This window comes from Entomomonas asaccharolytica, from assembly GCF_016653615.1.
Lineage (GTDB): Bacteria > Pseudomonadota > Gammaproteobacteria > Pseudomonadales > Pseudomonadaceae > Entomomonas > Entomomonas asaccharolytica.
The window spans coordinates 2935307-2960006 of record NZ_CP067393.1 but is presented as its reverse complement, the minus strand read 5'-3'; the positions used below and the strand labels follow the sequence as shown (position 1 = coordinate 2960006).

Annotated in this window: 27 protein-coding genes; 9 read left to right on the top strand and 18 right to left on the bottom strand. The window is 35.9% G+C overall.

All coding sequences use genetic code 11. The annotated features are described in order from the left end of the window. Positions 1–4: 4 nt before the first annotated feature. The 12 genes from hflX to JHT90_RS13705 all read right to left on the bottom strand — a co-directional run bounded on the left by hflX (position 5) and on the right by JHT90_RS13705 (position 10268). Positions 5–1303, bottom strand: a complete 1299-nt coding sequence (gene hflX / locus JHT90_RS13760) for a ribosome rescue GTPase HflX (RefSeq protein WP_201092020.1) — start codon at positions 1301–1303, stop codon at positions 5–7. A gap of 12 nt (positions 1304–1315) precedes the next feature. Beyond that, positions 1316–1573, bottom strand: coding sequence for an RNA chaperone Hfq (gene hfq / locus JHT90_RS13755; RefSeq protein ID WP_201092017.1), 258 nt, complete (start codon positions 1571–1573; stop codon positions 1316–1318). Positions 1574–1624: 51 nt separating this feature from the next. Continuing rightward, on the bottom strand, positions 1625–2587 hold the full coding sequence (gene miaA, locus JHT90_RS13750) for a tRNA (adenosine(37)-N6)-dimethylallyltransferase MiaA (protein WP_201092015.1): 963 nt from the start codon (positions 2585–2587) through the stop codon (positions 1625–1627). Further along, on the bottom strand, positions 2587–4446 hold the full coding sequence (mutL, locus tag JHT90_RS13745; protein WP_201092013.1) for a DNA mismatch repair endonuclease MutL: 1860 nt from the start codon (positions 4444–4446) through the stop codon (positions 2587–2589). Before mutL ends, miaA begins: the two co-directional genes overlap by 1 nt. A gap of 10 nt (positions 4447–4456) precedes the next feature. Then, complete coding sequence (locus tag JHT90_RS13740) at positions 4457–5845, bottom strand: N-acetylmuramoyl-L-alanine amidase (protein ID WP_201092011.1); 1389 nt, start codon at positions 5843–5845, stop codon at positions 4457–4459. A 143-nt stretch (positions 5846–5988) separates the two neighbouring features. Continuing rightward, entirely contained in the window at positions 5989–6456 is a 468-nt protein-coding gene (gene tsaE, locus JHT90_RS13735) for a tRNA (adenosine(37)-N6)-threonylcarbamoyltransferase complex ATPase subunit type 1 TsaE (protein ID WP_379971775.1), read from the bottom strand. Continuing rightward, positions 6441–7283 (bottom strand): NAD(P)H-hydrate dehydratase, encoded by an 843-nt coding sequence (locus JHT90_RS13730; RefSeq protein WP_201092007.1) that lies wholly within the window; start codon positions 7281–7283, stop codon positions 6441–6443. Before JHT90_RS13730 ends, tsaE begins: the two co-directional genes overlap by 16 nt. 3 nt (positions 7284–7286) lie before the next feature. After that, positions 7287–7835: an oligoribonuclease gene (gene orn, locus JHT90_RS13725; RefSeq protein ID WP_201092006.1), complete on the bottom strand. Its 549-nt coding sequence runs from the start codon at positions 7833–7835 to the stop codon at positions 7287–7289. A gap of 153 nt (positions 7836–7988) precedes the next feature. After that, complete coding sequence (locus tag JHT90_RS13720) at positions 7989–8471, bottom strand: hypothetical protein (RefSeq protein WP_201092003.1); 483 nt, start codon at positions 8469–8471, stop codon at positions 7989–7991. Beyond that, a complete protein-coding gene (locus JHT90_RS13715) occupies positions 8468–8740 on the bottom strand; it encodes a hypothetical protein (RefSeq protein ID WP_201092001.1) in 273 nt (90 codons plus the stop codon). Before JHT90_RS13715 ends, JHT90_RS13720 begins: the two co-directional genes overlap by 4 nt. After that, positions 8737–9588, bottom strand: coding sequence for a hypothetical protein (locus JHT90_RS13710; protein ID WP_201091998.1), 852 nt, complete (start codon positions 9586–9588; stop codon positions 8737–8739). The genes JHT90_RS13715 and JHT90_RS13710 overlap by 4 nt, the downstream gene beginning before the upstream one ends. Further along, positions 9588–10268, bottom strand: coding sequence for a hypothetical protein (locus JHT90_RS13705; protein ID WP_201091996.1), 681 nt, complete (start codon positions 10266–10268; stop codon positions 9588–9590). The genes JHT90_RS13710 and JHT90_RS13705 overlap by 1 nt, the downstream gene beginning before the upstream one ends. A gap of 162 nt (positions 10269–10430) precedes the next feature. Between JHT90_RS13705 and rsgA the strand changes: the two genes are divergently transcribed. The 6 genes from rsgA to JHT90_RS13675 all read left to right on the top strand — a co-directional run bounded on the left by rsgA (position 10431) and on the right by JHT90_RS13675 (position 15823). Further along, complete coding sequence (rsgA, locus tag JHT90_RS13700) at positions 10431–11447, top strand: small ribosomal subunit biogenesis GTPase RsgA (RefSeq protein ID WP_201091994.1); 1017 nt, start codon at positions 10431–10433, stop codon at positions 11445–11447. Between the two features lie 43 nt (positions 11448–11490). Next, positions 11491–12360, top strand: a complete 870-nt coding sequence (gene trxA / locus JHT90_RS13695) for a thioredoxin (protein WP_201091991.1) — start codon at positions 11491–11493, stop codon at positions 12358–12360. 216 nt (positions 12361–12576) lie between these two features. Next, the gene (locus JHT90_RS13690) at positions 12577–13326 is read left to right on the top strand and encodes an OmpW/AlkL family protein (protein ID WP_201091989.1); all 750 of its coding nucleotides are present in this window, start codon (positions 12577–12579) and stop codon (positions 13324–13326) included. A 218-nt stretch (positions 13327–13544) separates the two neighbouring features. Next, positions 13545–14192, top strand: coding sequence for an adenylate kinase (gene adk, locus JHT90_RS13685; RefSeq protein WP_201091987.1), 648 nt, complete (start codon positions 13545–13547; stop codon positions 14190–14192). Between the two features lie 51 nt (positions 14193–14243). Further along, positions 14244–14921 (top strand): tRNA (adenosine(37)-N6)-threonylcarbamoyltransferase complex dimerization subunit type 1 TsaB, encoded by a 678-nt coding sequence (gene tsaB, locus JHT90_RS13680; protein ID WP_201091985.1) that lies wholly within the window; start codon positions 14244–14246, stop codon positions 14919–14921. Positions 14922–15373: 452 nt separating this feature from the next. Beyond that, positions 15374–15823, top strand: coding sequence for an LEA type 2 family protein (locus JHT90_RS13675; protein ID WP_201091977.1), 450 nt, complete (start codon positions 15374–15376; stop codon positions 15821–15823). On the opposite strand, the gene JHT90_RS13670 is transcribed toward JHT90_RS13675, so the two are convergent. From JHT90_RS13670 to JHT90_RS13655, 4 genes are read right to left on the bottom strand one after another with little or no spacing between them, the layout of a single operon-like run. Continuing rightward, positions 15820–16572, bottom strand: a complete 753-nt coding sequence (locus tag JHT90_RS13670) for a hypothetical protein (protein WP_201091971.1) — start codon at positions 16570–16572, stop codon at positions 15820–15822. The genes JHT90_RS13675 and JHT90_RS13670 overlap by 4 nt on opposite strands. Further along, positions 16572–17321: a type III pantothenate kinase gene (locus JHT90_RS13665; protein WP_201091970.1), complete on the bottom strand. Its 750-nt coding sequence runs from the start codon at positions 17319–17321 to the stop codon at positions 16572–16574. Before JHT90_RS13665 ends, JHT90_RS13670 begins: the two co-directional genes overlap by 1 nt. Before the next feature lie 2 nt (positions 17322–17323). Continuing rightward, on the bottom strand, positions 17324–18292 hold the full coding sequence (birA, locus tag JHT90_RS13660; protein WP_201091969.1) for a bifunctional biotin--[acetyl-CoA-carboxylase] ligase/biotin operon repressor BirA: 969 nt from the start codon (positions 18290–18292) through the stop codon (positions 17324–17326). 1 nt (position 18293) lies between these two features. Next, complete coding sequence (locus tag JHT90_RS13655) at positions 18294–18689, bottom strand: RNA-binding S4 domain-containing protein (RefSeq protein WP_201091962.1); 396 nt, start codon at positions 18687–18689, stop codon at positions 18294–18296. 84 nt (positions 18690–18773) lie between these two features. Here JHT90_RS13655 and JHT90_RS13650 point away from each other — a divergent pair, with 84 nt between their 5' ends. Then, positions 18774–19370: a LysE/ArgO family amino acid transporter gene (locus tag JHT90_RS13650; protein ID WP_201091960.1), complete on the top strand. Its 597-nt coding sequence runs from the start codon at positions 18774–18776 to the stop codon at positions 19368–19370. Positions 19371–19405: 35 nt separating this feature from the next. Here the strand turns inward: JHT90_RS13650 and grxD are convergent, their stop codons facing one another. Together grxD and JHT90_RS13640 are read right to left on the bottom strand one after the other, a co-directional pair. Next, positions 19406–19723 carry a Grx4 family monothiol glutaredoxin gene (gene grxD, locus JHT90_RS13645; RefSeq protein ID WP_201091958.1) on the bottom strand — a complete coding sequence of 106 codons (318 nt, stop codon included), beginning with the start codon at positions 19721–19723 and terminating at the stop codon, positions 19406–19408. 203 nt (positions 19724–19926) lie between these two features. After that, the gene (locus tag JHT90_RS13640; protein WP_201091950.1) at positions 19927–21231 is read right to left on the bottom strand and encodes a DEAD/DEAH box helicase; all 1305 of its coding nucleotides are present in this window, start codon (positions 21229–21231) and stop codon (positions 19927–19929) included. Between the two features lie 608 nt (positions 21232–21839). Between JHT90_RS13640 and rho the strand changes: the two genes are divergently transcribed. Continuing rightward, positions 21840–23099, top strand: a complete 1260-nt coding sequence (rho, locus tag JHT90_RS13635) for a transcription termination factor Rho (protein WP_201091948.1) — start codon at positions 21840–21842, stop codon at positions 23097–23099. 70 nt (positions 23100–23169) lie between these two features. Beyond that, entirely contained in the window at positions 23170–24636 is a 1467-nt protein-coding gene (gene ubiD, locus JHT90_RS13630) for a 4-hydroxy-3-polyprenylbenzoate decarboxylase (RefSeq protein ID WP_201091947.1), read from the top strand. Positions 24637–24700 lie beyond the last annotated feature (64 nt).

Sequence of the window (24700 nt, the reverse complement as noted above, 5' to 3'; positions counted from 1 at the left end):
AAAATCAAATGGTATATTCTTGCAAAAATGTATCTTTATTAAGATGTTCTTTGGTTAGTAAACGACTTAAATCAATTTGGCTAATACGAATAGTAAGGAGTGAATTACCTTGCTCATCAATTTGTTCTTTTTGAACAGAATTAGTTTCAAAAAAACGGGCTCTTAATTTACTGAGTGAGGGTGATAAACGTAAGGTACCTGTATAAATATCATCGCTAAGTAATTCATCAATGGCCTTGATAAGTAAATCAAGTCCCTGATTATTTTGTGCAGATAACCATACTCTTTGTGGTTTGCCATTATCATCACGCTGTATTTGTGGTTCAACATCATCCATTAAATCTATTTTATTATAGACTTCTAATAACGGTATCTTATCTGCGCCTATTTCTTGTAGGACTTTAAGGACTTGTTCAATTTGCAACATACGCTCAGGTTCATGAGCATCAATAACGTGGATCAGTAAATCAGCATTAGCTGACTCTTCTAAAGTGGCTCTAAATGCTTCCACTAATTTATGGGGTAAGTGGCGAATAAATCCCACTGTATCCGCAAAAACTACCCGCCCTTTATCAGGTAATTCCAGGCGACGCAGTGTCGGATCAAGAGTTGCAAACAGTTGGTCGGCAGCTAATACTAAAGAGTGTGTTAATTCGTTAAATAATGTGGATTTACCAGCATTGGTATAACCAACTAAAGAAATAAGAGGAACTTCAGCACGTTGTCTACCTCGACGAGCTTGTTCTCGTTGATTGCGAACTTTCTCTAGTTTCTGTTTAAGTTGTTTAACACGAATTCTTAATAAGCGTCTATCGGTTTCTAATTGGGTTTCACCTGGCCCACGTAAACCAATACCACCTTTTTGTCGCTCAAGATGAGTCCAGCCTCTAACAAGACGAGTACTCATATGGTCTAGCTGAGCGAGTTCAACCTGTAATTTACCTTCATGGGTTCTCGCACGTTGTGCAAAGATATCAAGAATCAGCCCTGTGCGATCAATAACACGGCATTCTAAGGCACGTTCTAAATTACGTTCCTGACTAGGGGTAAGGGTATGGTTAACAATAACAAGTTCAGCTTGCAAAGCCTTAACCTGAGCATGTAGCTCTTCAACTTTACCTGAACCTATTAAAAATTTAGCAGAGGGTTGATAACGGCTTATCTCAATAAAAGCTACACATTCAGCACCTGCTGAATGTGCAAGCTCTTGAAACTCTTGAGGGTCTTCTCTTTCATCCATTTCTTGAGTATGCAAATGGATAAGAATAGCCTTTTCACCGCCACCTGGACGTTCAAACAGCAATATAAACTTCCATTAAAAGCTAGTTGGTTCTTCTGTAATACCCATCTCTTCACCTGTAGGCATACGAACAGGGCGACTAGGTACAACAGTAGAAATGGCGTGTTTATAAACCATTTGACTAACAGTGTTTTTAAGCAAAATAACAAATTGATCAAATGACTCAATTTGGCCCTGTAGTTTGATACCATTAACTAAATAAATAGATACAGGTACTCGTTCCTTACGAAGAACGTTTAAGTAAGGGTCTTGTAGTGAATGCCCTTTTGACATGGGAATAACTCCTTAAAATTAATATTTTTAAATTATAATTAACAGCTAACACTAAGATAAGATAGATGTCATATGTAAATAGTTCAATAGTTTCGATAAATTATTTGAGGCTAAACTATCTAACCAATTTACATTTTGCCAACCCCGCAACCAAGTAAACTGCCTTTTAGCAAGTTGACGTGTCGCTATAATGCCACGTTCTTGCATATTTTCAAAGTCCAATTTACCTGACAAAAAGTCCCATACTTGCCTATAGCCTACGGCACGCATAGAGGGTAGATCGGCATGTAAATCTGACCTAGCTTTTAAATTAGCCACTTCATCGATAAACCCTTGTTTTAACATTTCCTTAAAACGTAACTCAATACGTTGATGGAGAATATAACGCTCTACAGGGGCTATCGCAAATTGCACCATAGTATAGGGTAGCGCATGTCCACACTGGTTTTTTGTGTCATTTTGTTGTTGATAGTGCTCTGTAAGTGTTTTACCAGTGAGCAAATATACTTCTAATGCTCTGATAATACGTTGCGGATCATTAGGATGGATTCGAGTGGCTGATAAAGGGTCAATTTTTTGTAACTCTTCATGTAGTGCGCTGACACCTTCTTGCTTAATTCGATTTTCTAAAGTAGTACGTAGTTCAGGTTCCGCCGAAGGTAAGGTGGCCAGTCCTTCTAATAATGCTTTGTAATACAGCATAGTACCACCCACTAATAAGGGGATTCGCCCTTGCTTAGTTGATTGCTCCATTGCTACTAAGGCATCTTTACTAAAATCAGCAGCAGAATAGGCTTCAACAGGATCTAGAATATCTACAAGTTGGTGGGGATATTGGCTAAGTATTTGTTTAGATGGCTTAGCAGTGCCTATATCCATACCTTTATAGACCAGTGCAGAGTCGACACTAATAATATCACAAGGTAGTTTATCAGCCAGTTGTAATGCTAAATCTGTTTTACCTGAAGCAGTAGGACCCATTAAAAAAATAGCAGGGGGTAACTTATTGGTCATTATTTACCCCTTAAGAACAGTTTATCTAAATCTTCTAAAGCAAGTTGTGTCCAAGTGGGGCGACCATGATTACATTGCCCGCTACGTTCTGTTTGTTCCATATCCCTTAATAGTGCATTCATTTCAGGAATCGTTAAGCGACGATTAGCTCTCACAGAGCCATGGCAAGCCATTGTGGCTAATAACTCATTGATATGGGCTTGAATGCGATCAGAGGTACCATATTCTAGTAAATCAGCTAATACATCGCGTACTAATTGATTGGCTTGTGCTTGTTTTAGTAATGCAGGTGTTTGTCTAATCGCTAATGTTTCTGGCCCCAATCTTTGCAACTCAAAGCCTAATTGGCTAAACCACTGGCTATGTGTTTCGGCACAGTCTGCTTCACGTTGGCTAACAGCAATGGTTTCTGGTACAAGTAAAGGCTGTCCTTTTAAACCTTCTGTTTGCATAGTTAGCTTGAGTCGTTCATAAGTAATACGTTCATGGGCTGCATGCATATCTACTAACACTAAACCTTGCTCATTTTCAGCTAGAATATAGATACCTTTTAATTGGGCTAATGCATAGCCTAATGGAGGAGTATCTGGTGCGTCTATAGATGTGAGGGAGGTATCATCTGCTAAAGGCGCATAATAAGCTTCATATTTACCTTTCAGTTCACTCAGTGGAGGTACATTATTTCTATTATAAGGTGGTGTGTAATTTGCTGAGAAATTATGATTAGAGGTTGTGGCAGAAGTGGTTTGAATAGTACTGGCTAAACCCATTTCTCTCTGTCCCGCAAATTCACCTGCTTCTTTACCAGTTACTATTGGCTGAGATATGACAGGAGCATTAGCCAGTTGATTTTCTGGTCGAACTTCTGCTAATGCCCTATGTAATGAGCTATAAAGAAAATCATGAACTAATCGGCCATCTCTAAAACGAACTTCATGTTTGGTAGGATGTACATTAACATCTACCAAAGCAGGATCAAGTTGTAGAAATAACACAAAGGTAGGGTGCCGACCATTATAAAGAACATCACGGTATGCTTGCCGTACAGCATGGGCTACTAATTTATCGCGAACCATCCGCCCATTTACATAGAAGTATTGTAAATCTGCTTGGCTACGAGAAAAAGTAGGTAAACCAACCCATCCATAAAGGTGTAAACCTTCTCTTTCTATAGCAATGGTTGTGGATTGATTCAAAAATTCACTCCCACAAACAAGCGCTACTCTTCTTGCTCTTGCAATTTCGTCAAGAGCAGGGTGTAGTGAGAATATGGTTTTACCATTATGGGTAAGGTGAAAAGCCACTTCAAAATGAGCGAGCGATAAACGTCTAACTACTTCTTGAATATGGTCAAATTCGGTTTTTTCAGTTTTTAAAAACTTACGGCGAGCAGGCGTGTTAAAGAATAAGTCTCTTACTTCTAAAGTCGTTCCTTTAGGATGAGCTGCTGGCTGTATTTTGCTTTCCATCTGCTTACCTTCAGTAGCTACTTGCCAAGCTTGTTCAGCATCGGCTGTGCGTGAAGTTAAAGTAAGCCTAGAAACAGAACTAATGGAAGCTAATGCTTCACCACGAAAACCTAAACTACAAACATGTTCTAGGTCTTCTAGATCATTGATTTTGCTGGTTGCATGTCGTGCTAAGGCAAGTGTAAGATCGTCATAAATAATACCACAGCCATCATCACGGATACGTAATAGTTTAGTGCCACCTTGTTCAATATCGATATCTATACGTTTAGCACCTGCATCTAAACTATTTTCTAATAACTCTTTAACGACAGAGGCAGGTCTTTCTACTACTTCGCCTGCTGCTATCTGGTTAGCGAGTAAAGGGCTAAGTAAATGAATTTGTGACATAGCAATTCCATTATTTTGCAGGGATTTTTAATGTTTGACCAATCCGTATATTATCATTAGCAAGGTTGTTAGCTTTTTTAAGGTCAGCTATTTTTACCCCATATCTCACGGCAATAGCACCTAATGTATCACCTTTGGTTACTTTATGAGTAGATGCAGCCACTTGTCCACCATTACGCAATTGATCTAAATATGTGCCTGGTGGAGGATTCTTTTTAAAGTAAGCTACAACACCTGTTCGAATAGATCTTGCCAGTGCTTGTTGGTGGCTTTTAGTGGCTAACTTTCTTGCTTCATTTGGATTTGAAATAAAGCCCGTTTCCACTAGAATAGAGGGAATGTCTGGAGATTTTAGTACCACAAAACCTGCTTGCTCCACTCTTTTCTTATGTAGGGCTGTTGTCTTGCCCATATTATCCAGTACTTTCTGGCCTACATCAAGACTAGATGACATTACAGCAGTCATTGATAAATCTAATAATACCCCTGCAAGAACTTGATCTTTTCCATCTAAACTTACAGAACCTGCGCCACCAATTAAGTCTGATCGGTTTTCAGTATCTGCTAACCAACGAGCTGTTTCTGATGTGGCGCCGCGGTCAGAAATAGCAAATACCGATGCGCCATAAGCTGCTGCTTTGGGTGCAGCATCTGCATGAACGGAGATAAAGAGATCTGCTCCCATTTTTCTAGCAATTTGTGGGCGTTGTCTTAAAGGGATAAAGTAATCTGTTTTACGAGTGAGCTCAGCTTTAAAGCCATTTTGTTGGTTAAGCTCTCTTTGTAATTCTTTGGCAATTTGTAGTACTACATCTTTTTCTTTTCTGCCACCAGAACCTATCGCACCAGGATCCTCTCCACCATGCCCTGGATCGATAGCAATAATAATATCTCGGCTTCTAGTAATAGTAGGAGAGGGGGCGGTTGTAGTAACAGTGGTCGTCGTAATGGCTGACTCTGTTTTGGTCACAGTGGTTGTTGATATGGATGATGTTGCTAGGTTATCGTATAAATCAACCACTAAACGATTTCCGTATGGTTCATTAGGTGGCAGAGTAAAGACTTTAGGTGTTACTTTGCTTGAGAGATCAAAAACAAGTCTTATATCTTTGCTACCTTGGGCTGAACTGCGGATACTAGTGATAGGGGTATCTTTAAGATTTAAATCATCCAAAGAGGTTGCTAATGTTATATTGCTTATATCAATAATGATTCGTTCAGGGCCACTCAGGGTGAACATGTTATGTTTAACAGGCCCTGATAGATCAAATACAATACGTGTATTATCTGGGGCACGCCATAGGCGAACTCCCTTAATTGTCGTTTCTGCAAATGCATTAAAAGTAATAAGTAGTAGTAAAACACCTATTGTATTTGCAAACAGCCTTTTTATTGCCATTAAGAGTCTCTATATTTTTAAAGCAATGGTTATTTATATAGATCCATTTGTTGCTTATTTATCACTAAAATTAGTACAGTATCGCACAAAGTATGCCATTATTAAATAATGGAATAGGGGAAGATTTGTTTACAGAATATAACTTAATTTAGTGTATTTAAAGTATTGCACCAAAGCCTAGCTTTTTCACTAAAAGGTGTGAGGATTAGTTTTCTTTGATTAGCTAAATGCTCAATAGTTATTTGTAGATCTGATGGAGGAAGTACACCTTGTCCTTGCTCAGGCCACTCGATTAAGCATAAGGAATTCTCTGTAAAATAATCTCTAATTCCCATAAACTCTAGTTCTTCAGGATCCGCAAGACGGTACAAATCAAAATGGTAAGCCATACCTGTAGATAATTGATAGGGTTCTACTAAAGTAAACGTTGGACTTTTAACAGTACCTTGATGACCTAAAGCTTGTAAGAATCCTCTTGAGAAAGTAGTTTTACCTGCCCCTAAATCACCTTTTAGATAGAATACACCTACTCCCTTACTGATTTTTGCTAGTTTAGCTGCAATTTGTAGCATAGTAGGTTCATCTACGGTAAAAATTATAGACATGGACAATGTTCTTCTAATAGTTTGCGTATAACGGGAAATAAATCACTGGCTAATAAACCCCGGCCTTGTTTTCCTAATTGTTCTCCTGCCCTAGCATGTAACCAAACAGCAAGTTGCGCTGCTTCTGTGGCTGTTAAGTGCTGAGCAAGTAAAGCACCTATTAAACCTGCTAACACATCACCTAAGCCTGCGCCTGCCATTGCAGGATGTCCATGTTCACAAAGGGTGAGGCTATTATCTAAGCCAGCAATCAGTGTTCCTTTTCCTTTTAGTACTACAGTACACTGATATTGTTGTCTAATCTTAATAGCTGCTTGTACTTTGTCTTGTTGGATAGTTTTTATATCACAGTTGAGTAATCTTGCAGCCTCTCCTAGGTGGGGAGTAATAATACTGTCTCTTGGTAGCTTAGCTTTTCCTTGTGATAATAGATTTAAAGCATCGGCATCCCATACTTGCGGTTTATCAATAGTAGCTACTATAGATAATAAGCTCTGGCTCCATGCGCTTTGTCCTAATCCCATACCCACTACCAATACGTTAGCTTTTTTGGTTAATGAATAGAGTTGATTAGCAGAATGAATGCCCAAACACATTATTTCAGGCCTGCGGGCTAGTACAGCACAAATATATTCAGGACGTGTAGCCATAGAAACCATGCCTGCGCCAGCACGTAATGCCATCTCAGCTGATAACAAAGGAGCACCACCTGTACCATGATCGCCACCTATAATTAAAAGATGACCAAACTGCCCTTTATGGGCATCTAAGGGGCGGGGAGGTAGTTTAGGTACTGTGGTTTTATCAAGTATTACTGGCTGAGGTGTAGTCATAGCTTATTTAGGCAATTGTATAAAGTGTTGGCGGTAATATTTTAGCTCTGCTAAAGAGTCTTTAATATCATCCATAGCCAAATGAGTGTTATTCTTTTTAAAACCATCCATAATTTCTGGTGCCCAACGTTTAGCTAGTTCTTTTAGTGTGGAGACATCTAAGTTTCGATAGTGAAAGTATGATTCCACCTTGGGCATAAGTCGATAAAGAAAACGCCGATCTTGACAAATACTATTACCACAAATAGGAGAACAATTAGCAGGTACCCATTGTTTAAAAAACTCCAAAGTCAGTTGCTCCGCTTCAGCAGTAGTTATTTTGCTGTCTTTGACCCGCTGAGTTAAACCAGAATTGCCATGTTGGGTAGTATTCCACTCATCCATAGTATCTAATAGATCATCTGGTTGATGAATAGCAATAACAGGACCTTCTGCCAATACATTAAGTTGGCTATCAGTAATTAAAGAGGCTATTTCGATAATCACATCTTTGTCTGGATTTAGCCCTGTCATTTCAAGATCAATCCATATAAGATTGTTTGGATCTTGCATATAAAAAATCCCCTTACTGATAGCTCAAATTATAAGAACTTTAAATAAAAATACTAATTAGTTGATATTCTGCAATGACTGGCTTTTTTTTGCAAAAAATATCTATAAGAATATGTTTTTAGTTTGAAAATAAGGGGATATTTATAAAATTAATTACTCTTTAAAGGTAATAGCCGCTAATATGCTATTTTCATTTAATATAATAGTTGCTTTATTACTTTTAAATAAACGACCTGATTTGAAAGGAAGTAAACTTTTTTCATTAATAGTTACCTCTCCTTTTAATGCTACGAAAATAGTTTCTTCTAGATCGTTCTTATATAGATTAGTAGGTGTTTCTGTGATTATCTGCACATTCATTGTTCGCTCTAAAAGGGAATTAAAAGCCACCCATTCAGATTCTTTGGCGACTTGATAGTTGATCTCATTGCCTACAAATGCTGTTAAATCAGTTAATTTTCCTTCTTCTAATAAAAGACTTTTCTGTCCATTTGAAACACTACCACTTCCTAATATTGGAAAAATATAATGATTAATTTCACCAACATTTTTATTAGGATTTGTAAATGTGTCATCTTCTACGCCATTTCCAATGCAAAGAATACAACCTCTAATAGATATTTGTTTGTGATTCATAATAGAATCTCATCTTGAATAATTTGTTGGCTTAACTGTTGATCAGTTTTATCAATTAATGATTGTAAACCCATTGGAATTTCTATAGGTTGTGGTTGCTTTGGCCTCATTTTTTCTATTAACTCAATAACTTCATTTTGAGATAAGTGAGGGTTTTCTAATATTTGATTAGGTATTCTATGGTTTAAACGGATATAGCCCCAATCAATCACCATTGTTTTATTCACAGGATCAACCTTAACAACAATAAACTTATTTGGATTATTCATAGAATTTCACCTTTAATATTTTCTTCATTAATATTTAATACAGTAACTTCAAAATTATTTTTATTGACTGCTAAACCTCCAGCCCCGCCAGAATATAATTTATGGCGTACTTTTCCTCCTCCTGAATACAAAGTTGCGGTCTCTCCTGCTTTACCTAATCCTCCTCCTGCACCAGACTTATAAGTGGCAGGAGGGTTGCCTGTATAAGCTGTTTGTCCAAAACCTCCTCCATTATTTATTGTTCCATTAGTTGGGTTGATTACTGTTGTTGGATTTCCTATAGAACCAGTCAGATTTTCTACACTAATACCTGATATAGAGCCAGCACCACCACTGCCTCCTAATGCATACCAGAATGAGTCATCACTAGAGTAGGATACCCAAAAACCGCCACCACCGCCGCCGCCACCATATAAATAGCCATTGTTATTATCAATTATGCATGGGTATTCGATTAAAATAGCGTCGCCACCTGGTTCTCCATCTGTTCTACTCTTGCCTCCATTACCTCCATGCCCTCTAATATAAGAGTTATTAATAATGGTAAGTTTTGATTTTTTAGGAAAAATACCTGTTTTTAGTGCAGGCTCACCATAGTTAGCAGTTATTTCAGCATTATTAATAAAAATATAATCTCCAGATTTAGAAGGGCTACCCATTAATTCAAAAATACTAATACTGGTTTGAGGAATATCATTAATAAAAATAATGGTATTTTGCCAAACATTTTGCCAAATACCTGATTGTTTTACATAACACTGCTTAATGCTTTTCCAATGATTATTTTGATAACTATAAATATTCTTTATAGGAAGCCATTGATTATTTTTTTTAAATAGAATTGTCATTACTCTTCCTCTAATTGTAACCAAATTTCTCCTTCTGAGCCTATAGAGTTATTTGGCTTATCTACTGAAATAGTGATTTTAGGAATTGTTTGTGAAATAGTTTTTAATGCAGTACCTACAGTTCTATTTGAGTAATTAAGATTTTCGTTATAACCTAACATTCCCGCCCCCTTAATTGGGTTATTAGGGTCTGCTAAGTCTTTGGCTAGCTCTAAAGCACTACCAGAATTGGTATTAATGAGTAAAGGTTGCCCTTCACTATCAAATCCTAATAGCTTATTAGCTCTATTTTTTGCATAAGATAATGCAGCAATACCTTTGGCATCTTCTACTCTAAGTGTTTTAGAGTTATCTTGACTGATTCCTTGCAAAGCTAAGTAGAGTCTATCAAAATCTTTATTTAGGGTATTAGCTAATAAATCACCATTTTCTTGATAATCTGTTTCTCTTAGTAAGGTAATTTTTCGTTGTAATAAAAGCGTGCCTCTAGGGGCAATAGTAAAAATAATTTCACTTATTGGATTGCCAACACCTTTTAAGCTATAACCTATAGTTAATAAATTATTATCTAAATAGACTTCTAAATCATTATCAGCAAGTAATAGGAAAGGTATAGAGAAATTAGTCGCAATACCGTCTGCTTGGTATTGTATGTAGTTAGTGGGTGTTGTTACTGTCATAATGTCCTCAGTTATTTATTGAAAAATCGAAGACAATATTGCAGTGAGGTATTGTTTGGTTTCCTAACTGGTGATAAACCAATAATTAATTTATAACTTTAAGCAATTTATTATAGAATTAGTTTTTTGATAATGAAGTATTACTAATGAGATTTAATAGTTATGGCTAAACGCCAACTTAACCGCCGCCAACGCTGGCGTATTGAGAAAATTCAAGAAGAACGTAATAGCCGTGCTAATCAGCGTGAGTCGAAGTTGCAAGAAGAATTGGCAGGTGGCGATTTTGGTGAAGAACAGTTAGGGTTAGTAACAGCACATTTTGGTATTCAAGCCGAAGTGGAAAGCAAGCAGGGAGAGCGTTATCGTTGTTACTTAAGAGCTAATTTACCTCCTTTAGTGACAGGAGATAAGGTAGTATGGCGGACAGGTAATCAGCAAAATGGAATTATTACAGCTATACAGCCAAGAGCTTCTGAGCTTTCTCGGACAGATAGTTCTGGCCGCTTAAAAATTATTGCTGCTAATGTGGATCTATTAGTTATTGTTTTTGCTCCTTTGCCCACACCCTATGCTAACTTATTAGATCGTTATTTGATTGCCGCTAAGCATGCAGGGATTAGGCCTTTATTGCTCTTTAATAAATTAGATTTGGTAAATGAGCAGAATAGCAGTGAGTTGGAAGATCTGTTGAATATTTATCGAAATTTAAATTATCAGATTTTGGAAGTATCTAAATGTTTGCCAGAAACTATTCATCAATTACAAACAGCATTAAATAACCATATGAGTGTTTTTGTAGGACAATCAGGTGTTGGTAAGTCATCATTGATTAATACATTACTACCAGAGGCAGAGTTGCGAGTAGGTGCTTTATCAGAGTTAACTAATAAGGGAGCACATACAACCACAACAGCAAAATTATTCCATTTACCTATGGGAGGGAATTTAATTGATTCACCAGGTATTAGAGATTTTGCTTTAACCCATATTAATAAAGAGATAGTTGAGCAGGGGTTTATTGAGTTTAAACCCTATTTAGGGCATTGCAAGTTTCGTAACTGTAAACATCAACAAGAGCCAGGATGTGCGTTATTAAAGGCTATTGATGAAGGAAAAATTCATCCTAAACGGATGAGTAGTTATCGACATATTATAACAAGTTTAGAACTTGATGATTAATAACCTATAACCTAAATATAGGGCATTTAGAGATATAAAGAGTATGAATAAGCAAATAAATATTGTAGATATTACATTAGATAACTTTGATCAAATTATTATTGAAGGTTCTTTCAATAAGCCTGTTCTTATTGATTTTTGGGCTAATTGGTGCGAGCACTGTAAGACATTAACCCCATTACTTGAGCAAATAGTAACTTCTTACGATGGGCAGTTAGTATTGGCAAAAGTTGATTGTGATCAGCAACAACAAATTGTCGCTCAGTTTGGTGTGCGTAGCCTTCCCACAGTCGTACTATTTAAAGATGGCCAACCAATTGATGGTTTTTCAGGAGCTACGACTGAGGCTAATATTCGTAAAATGCTTGAAAAATATATTGAAGCGCCAAATACTCCTGAGGGTGACTTACTGGAACAAGCTAAAGCATTTTATAAACAAGATAATAAAGTAGAGGCAGAGGCTTTATTAAAGGAGTTATTAGAGCAAGATAATACCAATATGCCTGCCTTAATTCTGTATGCGCGATGTTTAGCGGAGCGAGGTGAATTATCTGAAGCGGAAACAATTTTAAATGCTGTTATTGACGATGATTGTAAACATGAATTAGTAGCGGCTAAAGCACAATTAACCTTTTTGAAACAAGCAGCTGATTTACCTAGCGTTGAGGCGTTACAATTTAAATTACAAGAACAGCCAAATAGTGATGAGCTATGTTATCAATTAGCTATTGCACAGTTGGCACAGCAACAGTATGAGTTCGCAATGGAAAGATTGTTTGTATTATTTAAACATAATAGAACTTATCAAGATGATTTACCCAGAAGAACACTAATCCAACTATTTGATCTATTAGGAAATGATCACCCATTAGTAATAAGTTATCGTAAAAAGTTGTATCAAGCATTGTATTAAAGATTAGTTTAAATTTTATGTATTTGTTGCTTACGGTCAACAGAAAAGGGGCTTTTATTTATTAAGCTGTCTAAAAGATGAACGAACATTTTGTAATAAATGCATTGTTTATAAAACTATAATAGCATTCCCACAAGCTAGAAATTCATTCCTGATATATGATTTTTTTCAGGAGATAACTTAATACTTAACTTAATTATAGAAACTGGAGTACCTATGAAAAAGTCTATTCTTGCTACAACCGTGCTTGCTATTGCTTTAGCAGCTCCTATGGTTCAGGCTCACAAAGCTGGTGATATTATTATCCGTGCTGGTGCTGTAACTGTTGATCCACATGAAAGCAGTGGTAATGTTAAAATTAAACATGGCCCCTTAGCTGGTAATAATATTGGTGGAAGAGCTACCTTAGATAGTGATACTCAGTTAGGCTTGAACTTTGCTTATATGGTTACTGATCATATTGGTGTTGAGTTATTAGGTGCTACACCATTCACCCATAATGTTAGAATTAAAGGAACAACTTTAGCCGCATTGGGTAATCCAGCATTAAATGATGTTGCTAATGGTAAATTAGGTAAAGTATCTCATTTGCCGCCAACTTTAAGCGTGGTATATTATCCTGCTGATCCTGCTCAAGCGTTCCAGCCATATATGGGTGTAGGTCTTAACTATACTTGGTTCTTTAATGAGTCTTTAAGTAATCGTGCAAAACATGGTACAGCAGCATACAGTAACTTTAAAGTAAAAAATACTTGGGGGTGGGCTGCACAAATTGGTGCTGATTATATGATCACTGATAATTTAATGTTAAATGCTCAAGTGCGTTATATTAATATCGATACACAAGCATCAGTGAGTGTTAATGGTTTAGCAGGATTAGGATATGGTAAAAACCGTGCTAAAGTAGACTTAGATGTTAATCCATGGGTTTATATGGTTGGTATTGGTTATAAATTTAGCCTGTAATCAGCTGAGACTTAATAAAAAGGCACCTTTTAGGTGCCTTTTTTATTGATATTTTGTTATTCAATAGTTGACTTGGTTTAGTTATTTTATGTATTGTTATTTATGTAAATAAATATAATAAACTTTTAATACAAGCTATTTTTTCCTTATATAAAAGCTTGCAGATAAAGATCTATCCTTGTATTGTGTTTTTTTTATTGGGTTTAATGGAGCGAGTTATGCGAATTATTCTGCTAGGTGCGCCTGGTGCTGGTAAAGGTACTCAAGCACGTTTTATTACTGAGAAGTTTAATATCCCACAAGTTTCTACAGGGGATATGTTACGCGCTGCGGTACGTGCTGGTACTCCCTTAGGTTTACAAGCAAAAGAAATTATGGAGCAAGGTAAGCTAGTTTCTGATGAGCTTATCATTAACTTAGTTAAAGAGCGCATTGCCGAGCCCGATGCTAAAAACGGCTTTTTATTTGATGGTTTTCCAAGAACTATACCTCAAGCTGAAGCATTATGTGATGCTGGTATTGATATTGATTATGTGGTTGAAATTGCGGTTAATGATGAAGAAGTAATTGAGCGTATTTCTGGCCGTCGTGTACATGAATCATCAGGTAGGGTTTATCATATTAAACACAACCCACCTAAAGCTGAAGGTAAAGATGATGTAACAGGTGAACCACTAATTCAACGTAAAGATGATATTGAAGAAACTGTTCGTAAACGTTTGACAGAATATCATCATTCTACAGAACCACTAGTTAGTTTCTATCAGAATCTTGCGCAAAAAAATGGTAACCCAAAATATATACGTATTATGGGTATTGGTAGTGTTGATGAGATTACACAGCAAGTGTTACAAGCATTAAGTTAAAATCAATAAGATGATAGGTAATACTGTCATCTCTCTTTAAGTAAAGCGTTTATGACAACCCTACTAGCCATAGATACAGCGACTGAAGCTTGCTCAGTTGCTATATTGCATCAAGATGAATTATATACTTGTTATGAGGTAATTCCTCAACTACACGCACAGCAGATTTTGCCTATGATTAACAAAGTTTTGGCAGAAGTTGGTTGTTCTTTGTCTACTATTGATGGTTTGGCTTTTGGGTGTGGGCCAGGAGCTTTTACAGGTGTTCGTATAGCGACAGGCGTTATTCAAGGATTAGCATTTGCTTTGGATAAACCAGTAATAGCGATATCTGATTTGTCTGTTTTAGCTCAACGGGCATGGCGTGAATATAAAATAGAACAGGTTGCTGTAGCCATTGACGCGCGTATGAATGAGATTTATTGGGGATGTTATCAGCTACAACAACAAGAAATGTGTTTAATAGGTAAGGAGCAAGTATTAGCTCCAGAACTGGCACAACTACCCCAAATAAACGAAAAATGGTTTGGGGTAGGTACGGGTTGGAAGTATGCAGAACAAATGCCTGCACAGTGCGAAGTAGTAGATGATAGTTTATTGCCAGATGCTCAGGATTTACTAACATTAGCTCTATTAGCATGGCAAAGAAACGAAATGATTTCTGCTGAAAAAGTTGAGCCTGTTTATTTAAGAGATAATGTAGCTACCCCTAAAAAGAATATAGGTTAGGTTTAAAACATTAAGTTATTGGTTATAAAAATAAAATGGGTAATCATTGTTGTTAGTAGCTCGTTTGGTAGTAATTAAATTCTTGTTTTGATCAGGGATAAGTAGAGTTATTTGGCGTGGCTAATTGGCAAAATGAATAAGCGCCTCATCTCCCTTATGTAAAGGAGAAAATCTACCAACCGCAAATCCTCTTTTAAAATCTGTCACTGTATAATTTTCAATAGCTATTTAACCATTGTAGAATAGGTTTTAATGGCAGATAAGTTATAGTAATCAATCAAAATATATTTAAATATTAGTTTAATAGAGACTTGTTTGAATATTAATAACCATTTATGCTTGTTTGCTATTACTTAATATAAATTAGAGGCAGTTTTCTTGGAAATACTATGTGTCTAGTAAAAAAAATGATAATAACATTGCTAGTGTCAGCTCCACTGTCAGGATGTGTGATGATAAATAGTCATCCTGTGGAGGTAAAGTTAGAGAGTTTAGAGTTTGTAAAAGCTAATCCATTTGAACAACGTTTTAAATTAAATATCAATATAAAAAATTCTCAAAGCAAAAAATTATATGTGCGTACGTTAGATTATAAAGTGTTATTAAATGGTATTGAGATTAGCACGGGTGAAGAACCCATTTGGCAAGATATTCCTGCATTTTCAACACAGCAATTTGATATTGTAGTGTCTACTAATATTTGGGGTGAATTAAAGCCTATTGTTAATTCAATTAAAGATACCAGAGAAGTTAATTATTATTTTACAGGTAATTTAATGACTGGAAGTTTATTAAACCAACGTATTTCCTATGTAAGACATTCAGGAACTCTTACCCCCGATCAACTCCCTATGAAAAAAATACAACGACTACAAAAGTTAGCACCAACACTTAATTTTTAATTTTCTGCAAAGTCACAAGGCATTAGTTCTTGTTGCATAGAAGGTAGCTGCTGGGTTAGTTCAGCTAAAATCGTATAAGTAAACAATGAGCGTTTATCATTGGTTATTTTTAACCAATAACTACTTGCTGATTCAGATAGATTCTCGATTTTTACAGTGATATCTAACGCTTTCAATTTATCCTGTATATCACTATAAGCAGTTTCCTCTGTAAATACCCCTAAACTTATATTATCTTTCAATAAGCCACGAGGAATTATCAGTGCATTAATAGAGGCATTGTCGAGTATTTCTAAAAGAGCTTGTTGCTCTATTTCGTTATTAGCTAATACGTATAGATGAAATTTAGGTGCTTTTGTCAGCTTAATAACTATTGGATTAATATTAGTAGTTAATTTTTCTAAAAAAGGATTAATAACATCAAGTTGTACTGGGTTAGTAAAACCACCTAAATATAAACAGGTTAATGGTTCAGATACTACTTCTTTAATTTCAGCATTATCTATATCAGCTAGTTCTTTTTCTGTGGACAAATCTGCAGGTGGTATTTCTTGATGATTTTCGCTTTCATCAATCGTAGCTGTTTGATCCACCATCGGCTGTTCTTTAAATAGTTTAATAGTAGGTATTTCTGTATTACCATAAGTTGTAGTAACTGGGTTATCTAAGGAGGTTGGTGTTGCTTGCTGATATTGCCAGATATAAAAGAATATATTTAAAAAAACAAAAAATACAAATACCCAACGCATTATAAATTATCCGTTATAGGGCAGAGTAATGACAAACCATAAAAAACAAGATCAGGCATATGATGTGCTTTTGGTATATTAAAATAGCTTGCATCACCACCAGCCGCATAAATAGTAAATTGTTGACCAAAATATTGATTAGCTAATGCTAGTTGTTGGCTGATAAAACCTTGTAACATAAGGTGACACCCACCATTAACTGCAGATTCTGTCGAATCACCTGGTCTCTCGGTAGGGGAAAGTAAGTCTTTTGCTAAGTCTTCATGGTAATGAATACGATTAGTATTAGATAATAATTGTTGGCGCATTAACATTAGCCCAGGTGCAATAAATCCACCTAAATGTTGACCAGATTTATCAATAAAGTCACAAGTAATAGCTGTACCAAAGCCCAATGTGAGTGTGGCCTGTTGGCTTTGATGGTAAGCAGCAACAATAGCTGCCCAGCGATCAGCGCCTAGCCTAGTATAATCATGATAACCATTTTTAACACCACATGATTCTTTGCAAGAAACAGCTTGCATAACAGATGTTGAATATTTGGTTTCTATATTTTTAATAAGCTGTGAGGTTTCTTGTTCTGATCGCACACTGACTATACGACAAAAACGAAAAGTTTGTTGGTTATTATCAATATCAGTTAACAACTGTTGTAGTTGTTGATTTGCTCCACGCGCAATGACTTCAGCATGGCTGTTTAAAATACGCCATTTAATCAGACTATTTCCACAATCGAGTTCAAGAATCATAATTAATTTTGGTCATGAGTTGGAGTCGCTAATCTTAAACTAACTTCACCTGCATTAAAATATTGAATTTCATTATTAACCAGTAATTTTAATGCACCATTATCATCAACACCTAGCATTTCTCCAGTAATTTGTTGATTTCCTTGCAGTAAGTTAACTGTTTTATGTTGCCAGAGGTTATTCTCTTGCCATTCATCTTTTAGTGCTCTAAAACCATGTTGATAATGAGTTTTTAAATAATAAGAGAGTGAATGGTTTAGTTCAATAAGTAACTTATTACGATCAATCAGTGCACCTAGTTCTTGTCGAAGAGATGTCCATGGTTGATTAATCTCAGTAATAGCTTTCGGCATATTAACATTAATACCAATACCTATCACTACATGGCAAATATCCGCAGGGTCTCCAGTGATTTCCAGAAGAATGCCACACAGTTTTTTATTACCAAATAGCAAATCATTAGGCCATTTTAATCCAGCCTGTGTAAGTCCCATCTTTTTAATAGCTTGTAATACAGCTAAACCAACAGTAAGGCTTAACCCTTCTAGTTGATGGGAGCCATTTTTTAAAGCAATGAGTAAACTGTAGTAAAGGTTTTGACCATAAGGACTAACCCACTGTCTACCACGACGACCTTTACCTGCTGTTTGTTGTTCTGCTGTTACAGCTAAAGGGGCTGGCATCCCTGTGTTTAGAAGGCGAAAACACTCTGTATTAGTAGAGTTAACCTTCGGTAACACAGTAATAGGCCATTGATTAATTTGCTGATTAAGTAGCTTATTATCTAGCAAAGAAAGAGCAGAGTCTAATTTATACCCTTTACCTTTAACACTATGAATAGTCAGGTTAGTATCATTTTCTAGTTTCTTTAGCCGTTTCCAGACAGCAGCTCGGCTTATATTTAATGCCTTACCTAATTCTTCACCTGAGTGAAATTTACCATCAGCAAGTAGGGTAATAAGTAGTGTCATATTAGTTAGAAGATTGGCGGAATTGATGAATTTGACGGCGTTGCTTTTTAGTAGGACGTCCTTCGGTTTGGATACCTTGCATACCTAACTTGCGATCAATGGCTGCTTGTTGCCTTTTTTGGACGCTTTCAGCCGTTTCTTGGTAAAGCATTTGAGCATCAGATGCTCCTTTGCGAATCTCAGATAACTCTTTAACAATAACAACACGATCATCATAGCCAATACGTATGGTTAATTCGTCACCAATACGGATATTTTTAGAGGGTTTACAACGTTCCCCTTGACAATGGACTTTACCACCAGCAATAGCTTCTTTTGCAATGATTCTAGTTTTGAAAAAACGAGCAGCCCATAACCATTTATCTAGACGACATTGTTCATTGACTTGTTCTGTCAAAATACTAATCCTATTGTTTTAATCAGGTGTTTACAGCATTATAGTCACTTTAAATTAAGAAGTCATGATATTAGGTGTTATTAAATGTATGCCGCTGTAGCAGGGTTTAGTTTAGGTCTATCCTTAATAGTTGCTATTGGTGCACAAAATGCTTTTGTGCTAAGACAAGGTCTGTATAAGCAACATGTATTTTGGGTATGTTTGATTTGTGCATTATCGGACGCTATTTTAATTGCGGTTGGCGTATTCGGATTATCATTTGTTATAAAAATAATTCCAAGTATTGAATGGATAATGCGTTATATAGGTTGTGTATTTTTGTTTTGTTATGGTGCTATAAGTTTTTGGAAAGCTTTTACCCATAATGATGCTTTGCAGATAAAGGAAGCCAATAAGCAATCTTTAAAAACCACTATTTTAATTTGTTTAGCATTAACTTGGCTAAATCCACATGTGTATTTAGACACTGTATTGTTACTAGGCTCTATTGCTAATCAGTATCCCAACCAGCACGGTTATTTTGCACTAGGAGCTATTTGTGCCTCTTGTTTTTTCTTTTTCTGTTTAGGTTATGGGGCAAGATTACTAAAGCCTTGGTTTAGTAAACCAAGTTCTTGGAGAGTATTGGATTTTTTAATAGGAATAATTATGTGGTTAATAGCAATAAAATTGGTTATATAAAAAGGGTGATAAATAGTTATCACCCCTTAATACTATTATTTATTAACTGCTGCTTGAATTAGTGGTTTTAATTCACCTTTTTCGTGCATTTCTAACAAAATATCTGAACCACCTACTAGCTCACCACCCACCCATAATTGTGGAAAAGTTGGCCAATTAGCATATTTTGGTAATTCAGCCCTAATTTCAGGGTGTTGAAGTATATCCACATAAGCAAATTTTTCGCCACACTCTATCAGAACTTGTGCTGCTCTTGCTGAAAAGCCGCATTGAGGTGCGTTTGGAGAGCCTTTCATATAAAGTAGTACAGGATTATTAGCAATTTGCTCTTTAATGGTTTCAATAGTATCCACGATTTTTCCTCAATTCAGTTGTTACTGTAAACTAAAATTTTTGTATAGTTTATCTTTTTACTAGGGTATTTTATAGAGCCATTTGTAACTATAGTTATTACTCCATATTTTTATACATCGTTGAATGATTTTGCTGTAGTAATTGTACTATCTTCAGTCATTCGCCTTGTCTAAAATTATATAGAAACAACTATAATTAGTAATCATTTCTTCCGCTTTAAAGGTGCAAAACCATCACTACTTACTAAAGTAGATATTTGCTCTTTTGCTCTTGATGATGGTTTTTTTTCTTTATGTGATTTAGTTTTTATCTTAGCCTTGGTGGATGGGTTAGCTGGTTTTTTACCTGTAACCTTTTCATCAGTTAAACCTTGGAATTTACCTGCTAAACTCTCGATAGTGCGTTTTTCTAATGTTTGATGTAAATGGTGTTCAATTTTCGTTAATGCCTTCCAATTATCAGCGTCAATCAGTGATATGGCAGTACCTTTATTATCCATACGACCTGTTCTGCCGATGCGATGAATATATTCATCCGTGGTTCTAGGTAGATCAAAGTTAATGACTAAATCGATACCTTCGATATCTAAACCACGTGCAGCTACATCAGTTGCTATTAAAATAGTAATATGTTTTTGATGGAGTCTACTAATAGTCTGCTTGCGTTCTTCAGCTGTTTTTTCACTATGCAACACAGCATGCTTAATTTGCGTAGCAGTAAAAGTTTTACTTAATAAATCAGCTTGATTACGTGTGTTAGTAAAGATAATCGTTTTTTGATAGCTCTCATGCGCTAATAACCATTCAATTAAGCGTTGTTTATGAGCGGTATTGTCAGCAAAGATTATCTGTTGTGATATATTGCTATTGGCTTTAGTTGATGTTTCTAAATGAATATTTATAGGAGACAGCAATAGATTTTCAATCAACGCCTGTAAAGCATTATTGCCCTTAGTGGCGGAGAGTAAAAGCGTTTGCTTATTAGCAGGACAGTTTTCAATGATGGTATTTACATCCTCTCCAAATCCCATATCCAGAATTCTATCTGCCTCGTCTAAGACTAATATTTTGAGATTATTTAAATCAAATTGTTGTTTTTTCCAATGCTCAACTAATCTGCCTGGTGTACCAATAACAATATCAGGATTTTTACGTAATTTTGCAGCTTGTTCTTTCAGCCCTTCACCACCTGTAACTAATAGAGATTGGAAGAAAGTAAAACGAGCTATTTGTTGGATAGTTTTATAGGTTTGTGTTGCCAGTTCCCTTGTGGGCAGAATAATAAGTGCTTGTAAGCCAGAGGCAGGTTTAGTTGTTTCTAGTAAACGGTGTAGAAGTGGTAATACATAAGCAAGTGTTTTACCTGTGCCTGTTGCTGAGGTGATAAAAAGATCTTTTCCTGCCATGGCTAATGGAATAGTTTTTTCTTGCACAGTGGTAGGAGTAGTTAAAGCTGATGTTGTTAAGGCTTTCACTAAGCGACTATTTAAATTAAATTTATCAAACATTTTAGGCTTGCATTGAGGTCAGGAATGAATACTTATTATATAGACGAATAGGATTATCTGATATAAAAAAGTGTGTTTATGGAAGGTAACACTTTATCGGGTAGAAAGGTAACATTTTATAGATCAACAACTGTTTATTTAAAGAATGAAAACTATAAGATACTGTAATTACTAATAATAGTATTTCTGGCATGAGTTATGCTTATATAAAATCAAACAAAAATAATATAAAAATAATGTTGAAAAATAAAAATAATAAACAGAGACAAACAATAAAAATAAAAGAAGTGTCAACAATAAAGGAGATATTTGTATGTATAACAAACGAAACAAATATCCAATTAATAACAGAGTGATAATGATTGTGGGCGTAGAATAAAATAAAAACAATAATCTACGCCTAGTAAGTTCTAGTTATAAATCAAACCACCATTATTTTATATTAAAGTAGGATTAAATTTATGTAGACAGAGTAATAATATCATCCTATACTAAAAAGATAGCTTAGTTCCTTAAGTTATATAAATGTATACAATTCTTATACCAAAATAACAGCTTTCCTTTTTAGGGAAGTGTCTATTCTCAAAACAACTTCCTTTTTCATCCTTATGAATCTTACAGAACTTAAACAAAAACCTATTGGTGAACTATTAGAAATTGCGGAACAAATGGGCCTAGAAAATATGGCTCGTTCACGTAAACAAGATATTATCTTTTCATTACTTAAGCGTCATGCTAAAAGTGGTGAAGAAATATCAGGTGATGGTATTTTAGAAATATTACCAGATGGATTTGGTTTCTTACGATCATCAGACTCTTCTTATTTAGCAGGGCCAGATGATATTTATGTTTCTCCAAGCCAAATTCGACGTTTTAACCTACGTACAGGCGATACTATCTTTGGTAAGATTCGTCCACCTAAAGAAGGTGAGCGTTATTTTGCTTTATTAAAGGTTGATACCATTAACTTTGATCAACCAGAGAACGCTAAGAATAAAATTTTATTTGAAAACTTAACACCCCTTTTTCCTGATCAACGTATGGTAATGGAAATTGGTAATGGTGCTACTGAAGATTTAACAGGTCGTGTGATTGATCTTTGTGCTCCTATCGGTAAAGGTCAACGTGGTTTGATTGTAGCTCCGCCAAAAGCGGGTAAGACATTGATGCTACAGAATATTGCTAGCAATATTACCCGTAATAATCCTGAATGCCATTTAATTGTATTATTGATTGATGAGCGACCAGAAGAAGTAACAGAAATGCAACGTACTGTGCGTGGTGAGGTAGTAGCTTCAACCTTCGATGAACCACCAATTCGCCATGTCCAAGTTGCTGAAATGGTTATTGAAAAAGCTAAGCGCTTAGTTGAGCATAAACGTGATGTGGTTATTTTATTAGATTCGATCACTCGTTTAGCCCGTGCTTATAATACGGTTATTCCTAGTTCTGGCAAAGTATTAACAGGTGGTGTTGATGCTCATGCTCTAGAAAAGCCAAAACGTTTCTTTGGTGCGGCACGCAATATTGAAGAAGGTGGTAGTTTAACTATCTTAGCAACAGCACTTGTAGAAACTGGCTCTAAAATGGATGAAGTGATCTATGAGGAGTTTAAAGGTACAGGTAACCTTGAATTACAATTGGATCGTAAAATTGCTGAGAAGCGTGTATTCCCTGCCATTAACTTTAATCGTTCTGGTACTCGTCGTGAAGAGTTATTAACCACTGAAGATGAACTGCAAAGAATGTGGATCTTACGTAAAATTCTTCATCCAATGGAAGAAATTGCAGCGATTGAATTCTTATTGGATAAGTTAAAAGATACTAAAACCAATGATGAATTCTTCCAAGCGATGAAAAGAAAATAACTAATAGCTCTATTAAAAAGCCGCAGTAATGCGGCTTTTAAGTATATAGATAGGCAAAGGTGTTTTACTTATGCAGTATGCTGACTTAAGAGACTTTATTCAATTATTAGAGAAACAAGGTGAGTTAAAACGAGTAACAGCACCTGTTTCTCCAAACTTAGAAATGACTGAGGTGTGCGATAGAACGCTACGTAAACAAGGGCCCGCGTTACTGTTTGAAAATCCAACAGGATACAATATACCCGTCTTAGGGAATTTATTTGGGACACCTAAACGGGTTGCCTTAGGGATGGGAACAGATGATCTTAATCAGCTTAAAGAAATTGGTAAATTATTAGCTTTTTTAAAAGAACCTGAACCCCCGAAAGGTTTAAAAGATGCTTGGCAAAAACTACCTATCTTTAAAAAAGTACTTAATATGTCACCAAAAATCTGTAAGGATGCACCTTGCCAAGCTGTTATTAAAGAAGGTGATGAGGTTGATCTTAACCAATTACCCATTCAAAAATGTTGGCCTGAAGATGCAGGACCATTAATCACTTGGGGTATTGTTGTTACCAAAGGTATATCAAAAGAACGACAAAATTTAGGTATCTATCGCCAACAAGTGATTGGTCGTAATAAAGTCATTATGCGATGGCTCAGTCATCGGGGTGGTGCACTGGATTATCAAGAGTGGCGACAAAAACATCCTACCGAACCATTTCCTGTGTCTGTCGTATTAGGTTGTGACCCTGCTACTATCATTGGTGCAGTAACTCCTGTGCCTGATGCATTGTCAGAATATGCATTTGCTGGTTTGTTACGTGGTCGAAAAACAGAACTAGTGAAATGTATAGGTAATGATTTACAAGTACCTGCCAGTGCAGAGTTTGTGCTTGAAGGTGCTATTTATCCCAATGAAATAGCCGATGAAGGTCCATTTGGCGATCATACAGGTTATTATAATGAAGTAGATAAATTTCCTGTATTTACGATTGAGCGTATAACCCATCGGCAAAATCCGATTTATCACAGCACTTATACGGGTCGCCCACCTGATGAGCCTGCGATTTTGGGATTAGCGTTAAATGATGTATTTGTACCCATACTGCAAAAGCAGTTTCCAGAAATTGTGGATTTTTATTTGCCACCAGAAGGCTGTTCCTATCGAATGGCTGTGGTAACCATCAAAAAACAATACCCTGGTCATGCTAAGCGAGTGATGATGGGAGTTTGGAGTTTTCTACGTCAATTTATGTACACTAAATTTGTCATAGTAACGGACGATGATATTAATGCACGCGATTGGAATGACGTGATTTGGGCAATTACTACCCGCATGGATCCCAAGCGAGATACAGTATTAATTGATAATACACCGATTGATTACTTAGACTTTGCATCGCCTATTTCAGGTTTAGGTAGTAAAATGGGCTTAGATGCTACCCATAAATGGCCAGGTGAAACTGATCGGGAATGGGGCAGGGCGATTCATAAAGATCCATCTATTGTTAAGCGTATTGATGATATTTGGTCTACATTAGGGATTGATTAAATAGAATGAATTTTTAGTTAATCAACAAATGTAGTATCTCACTACATGCTATAATTAACTTTTT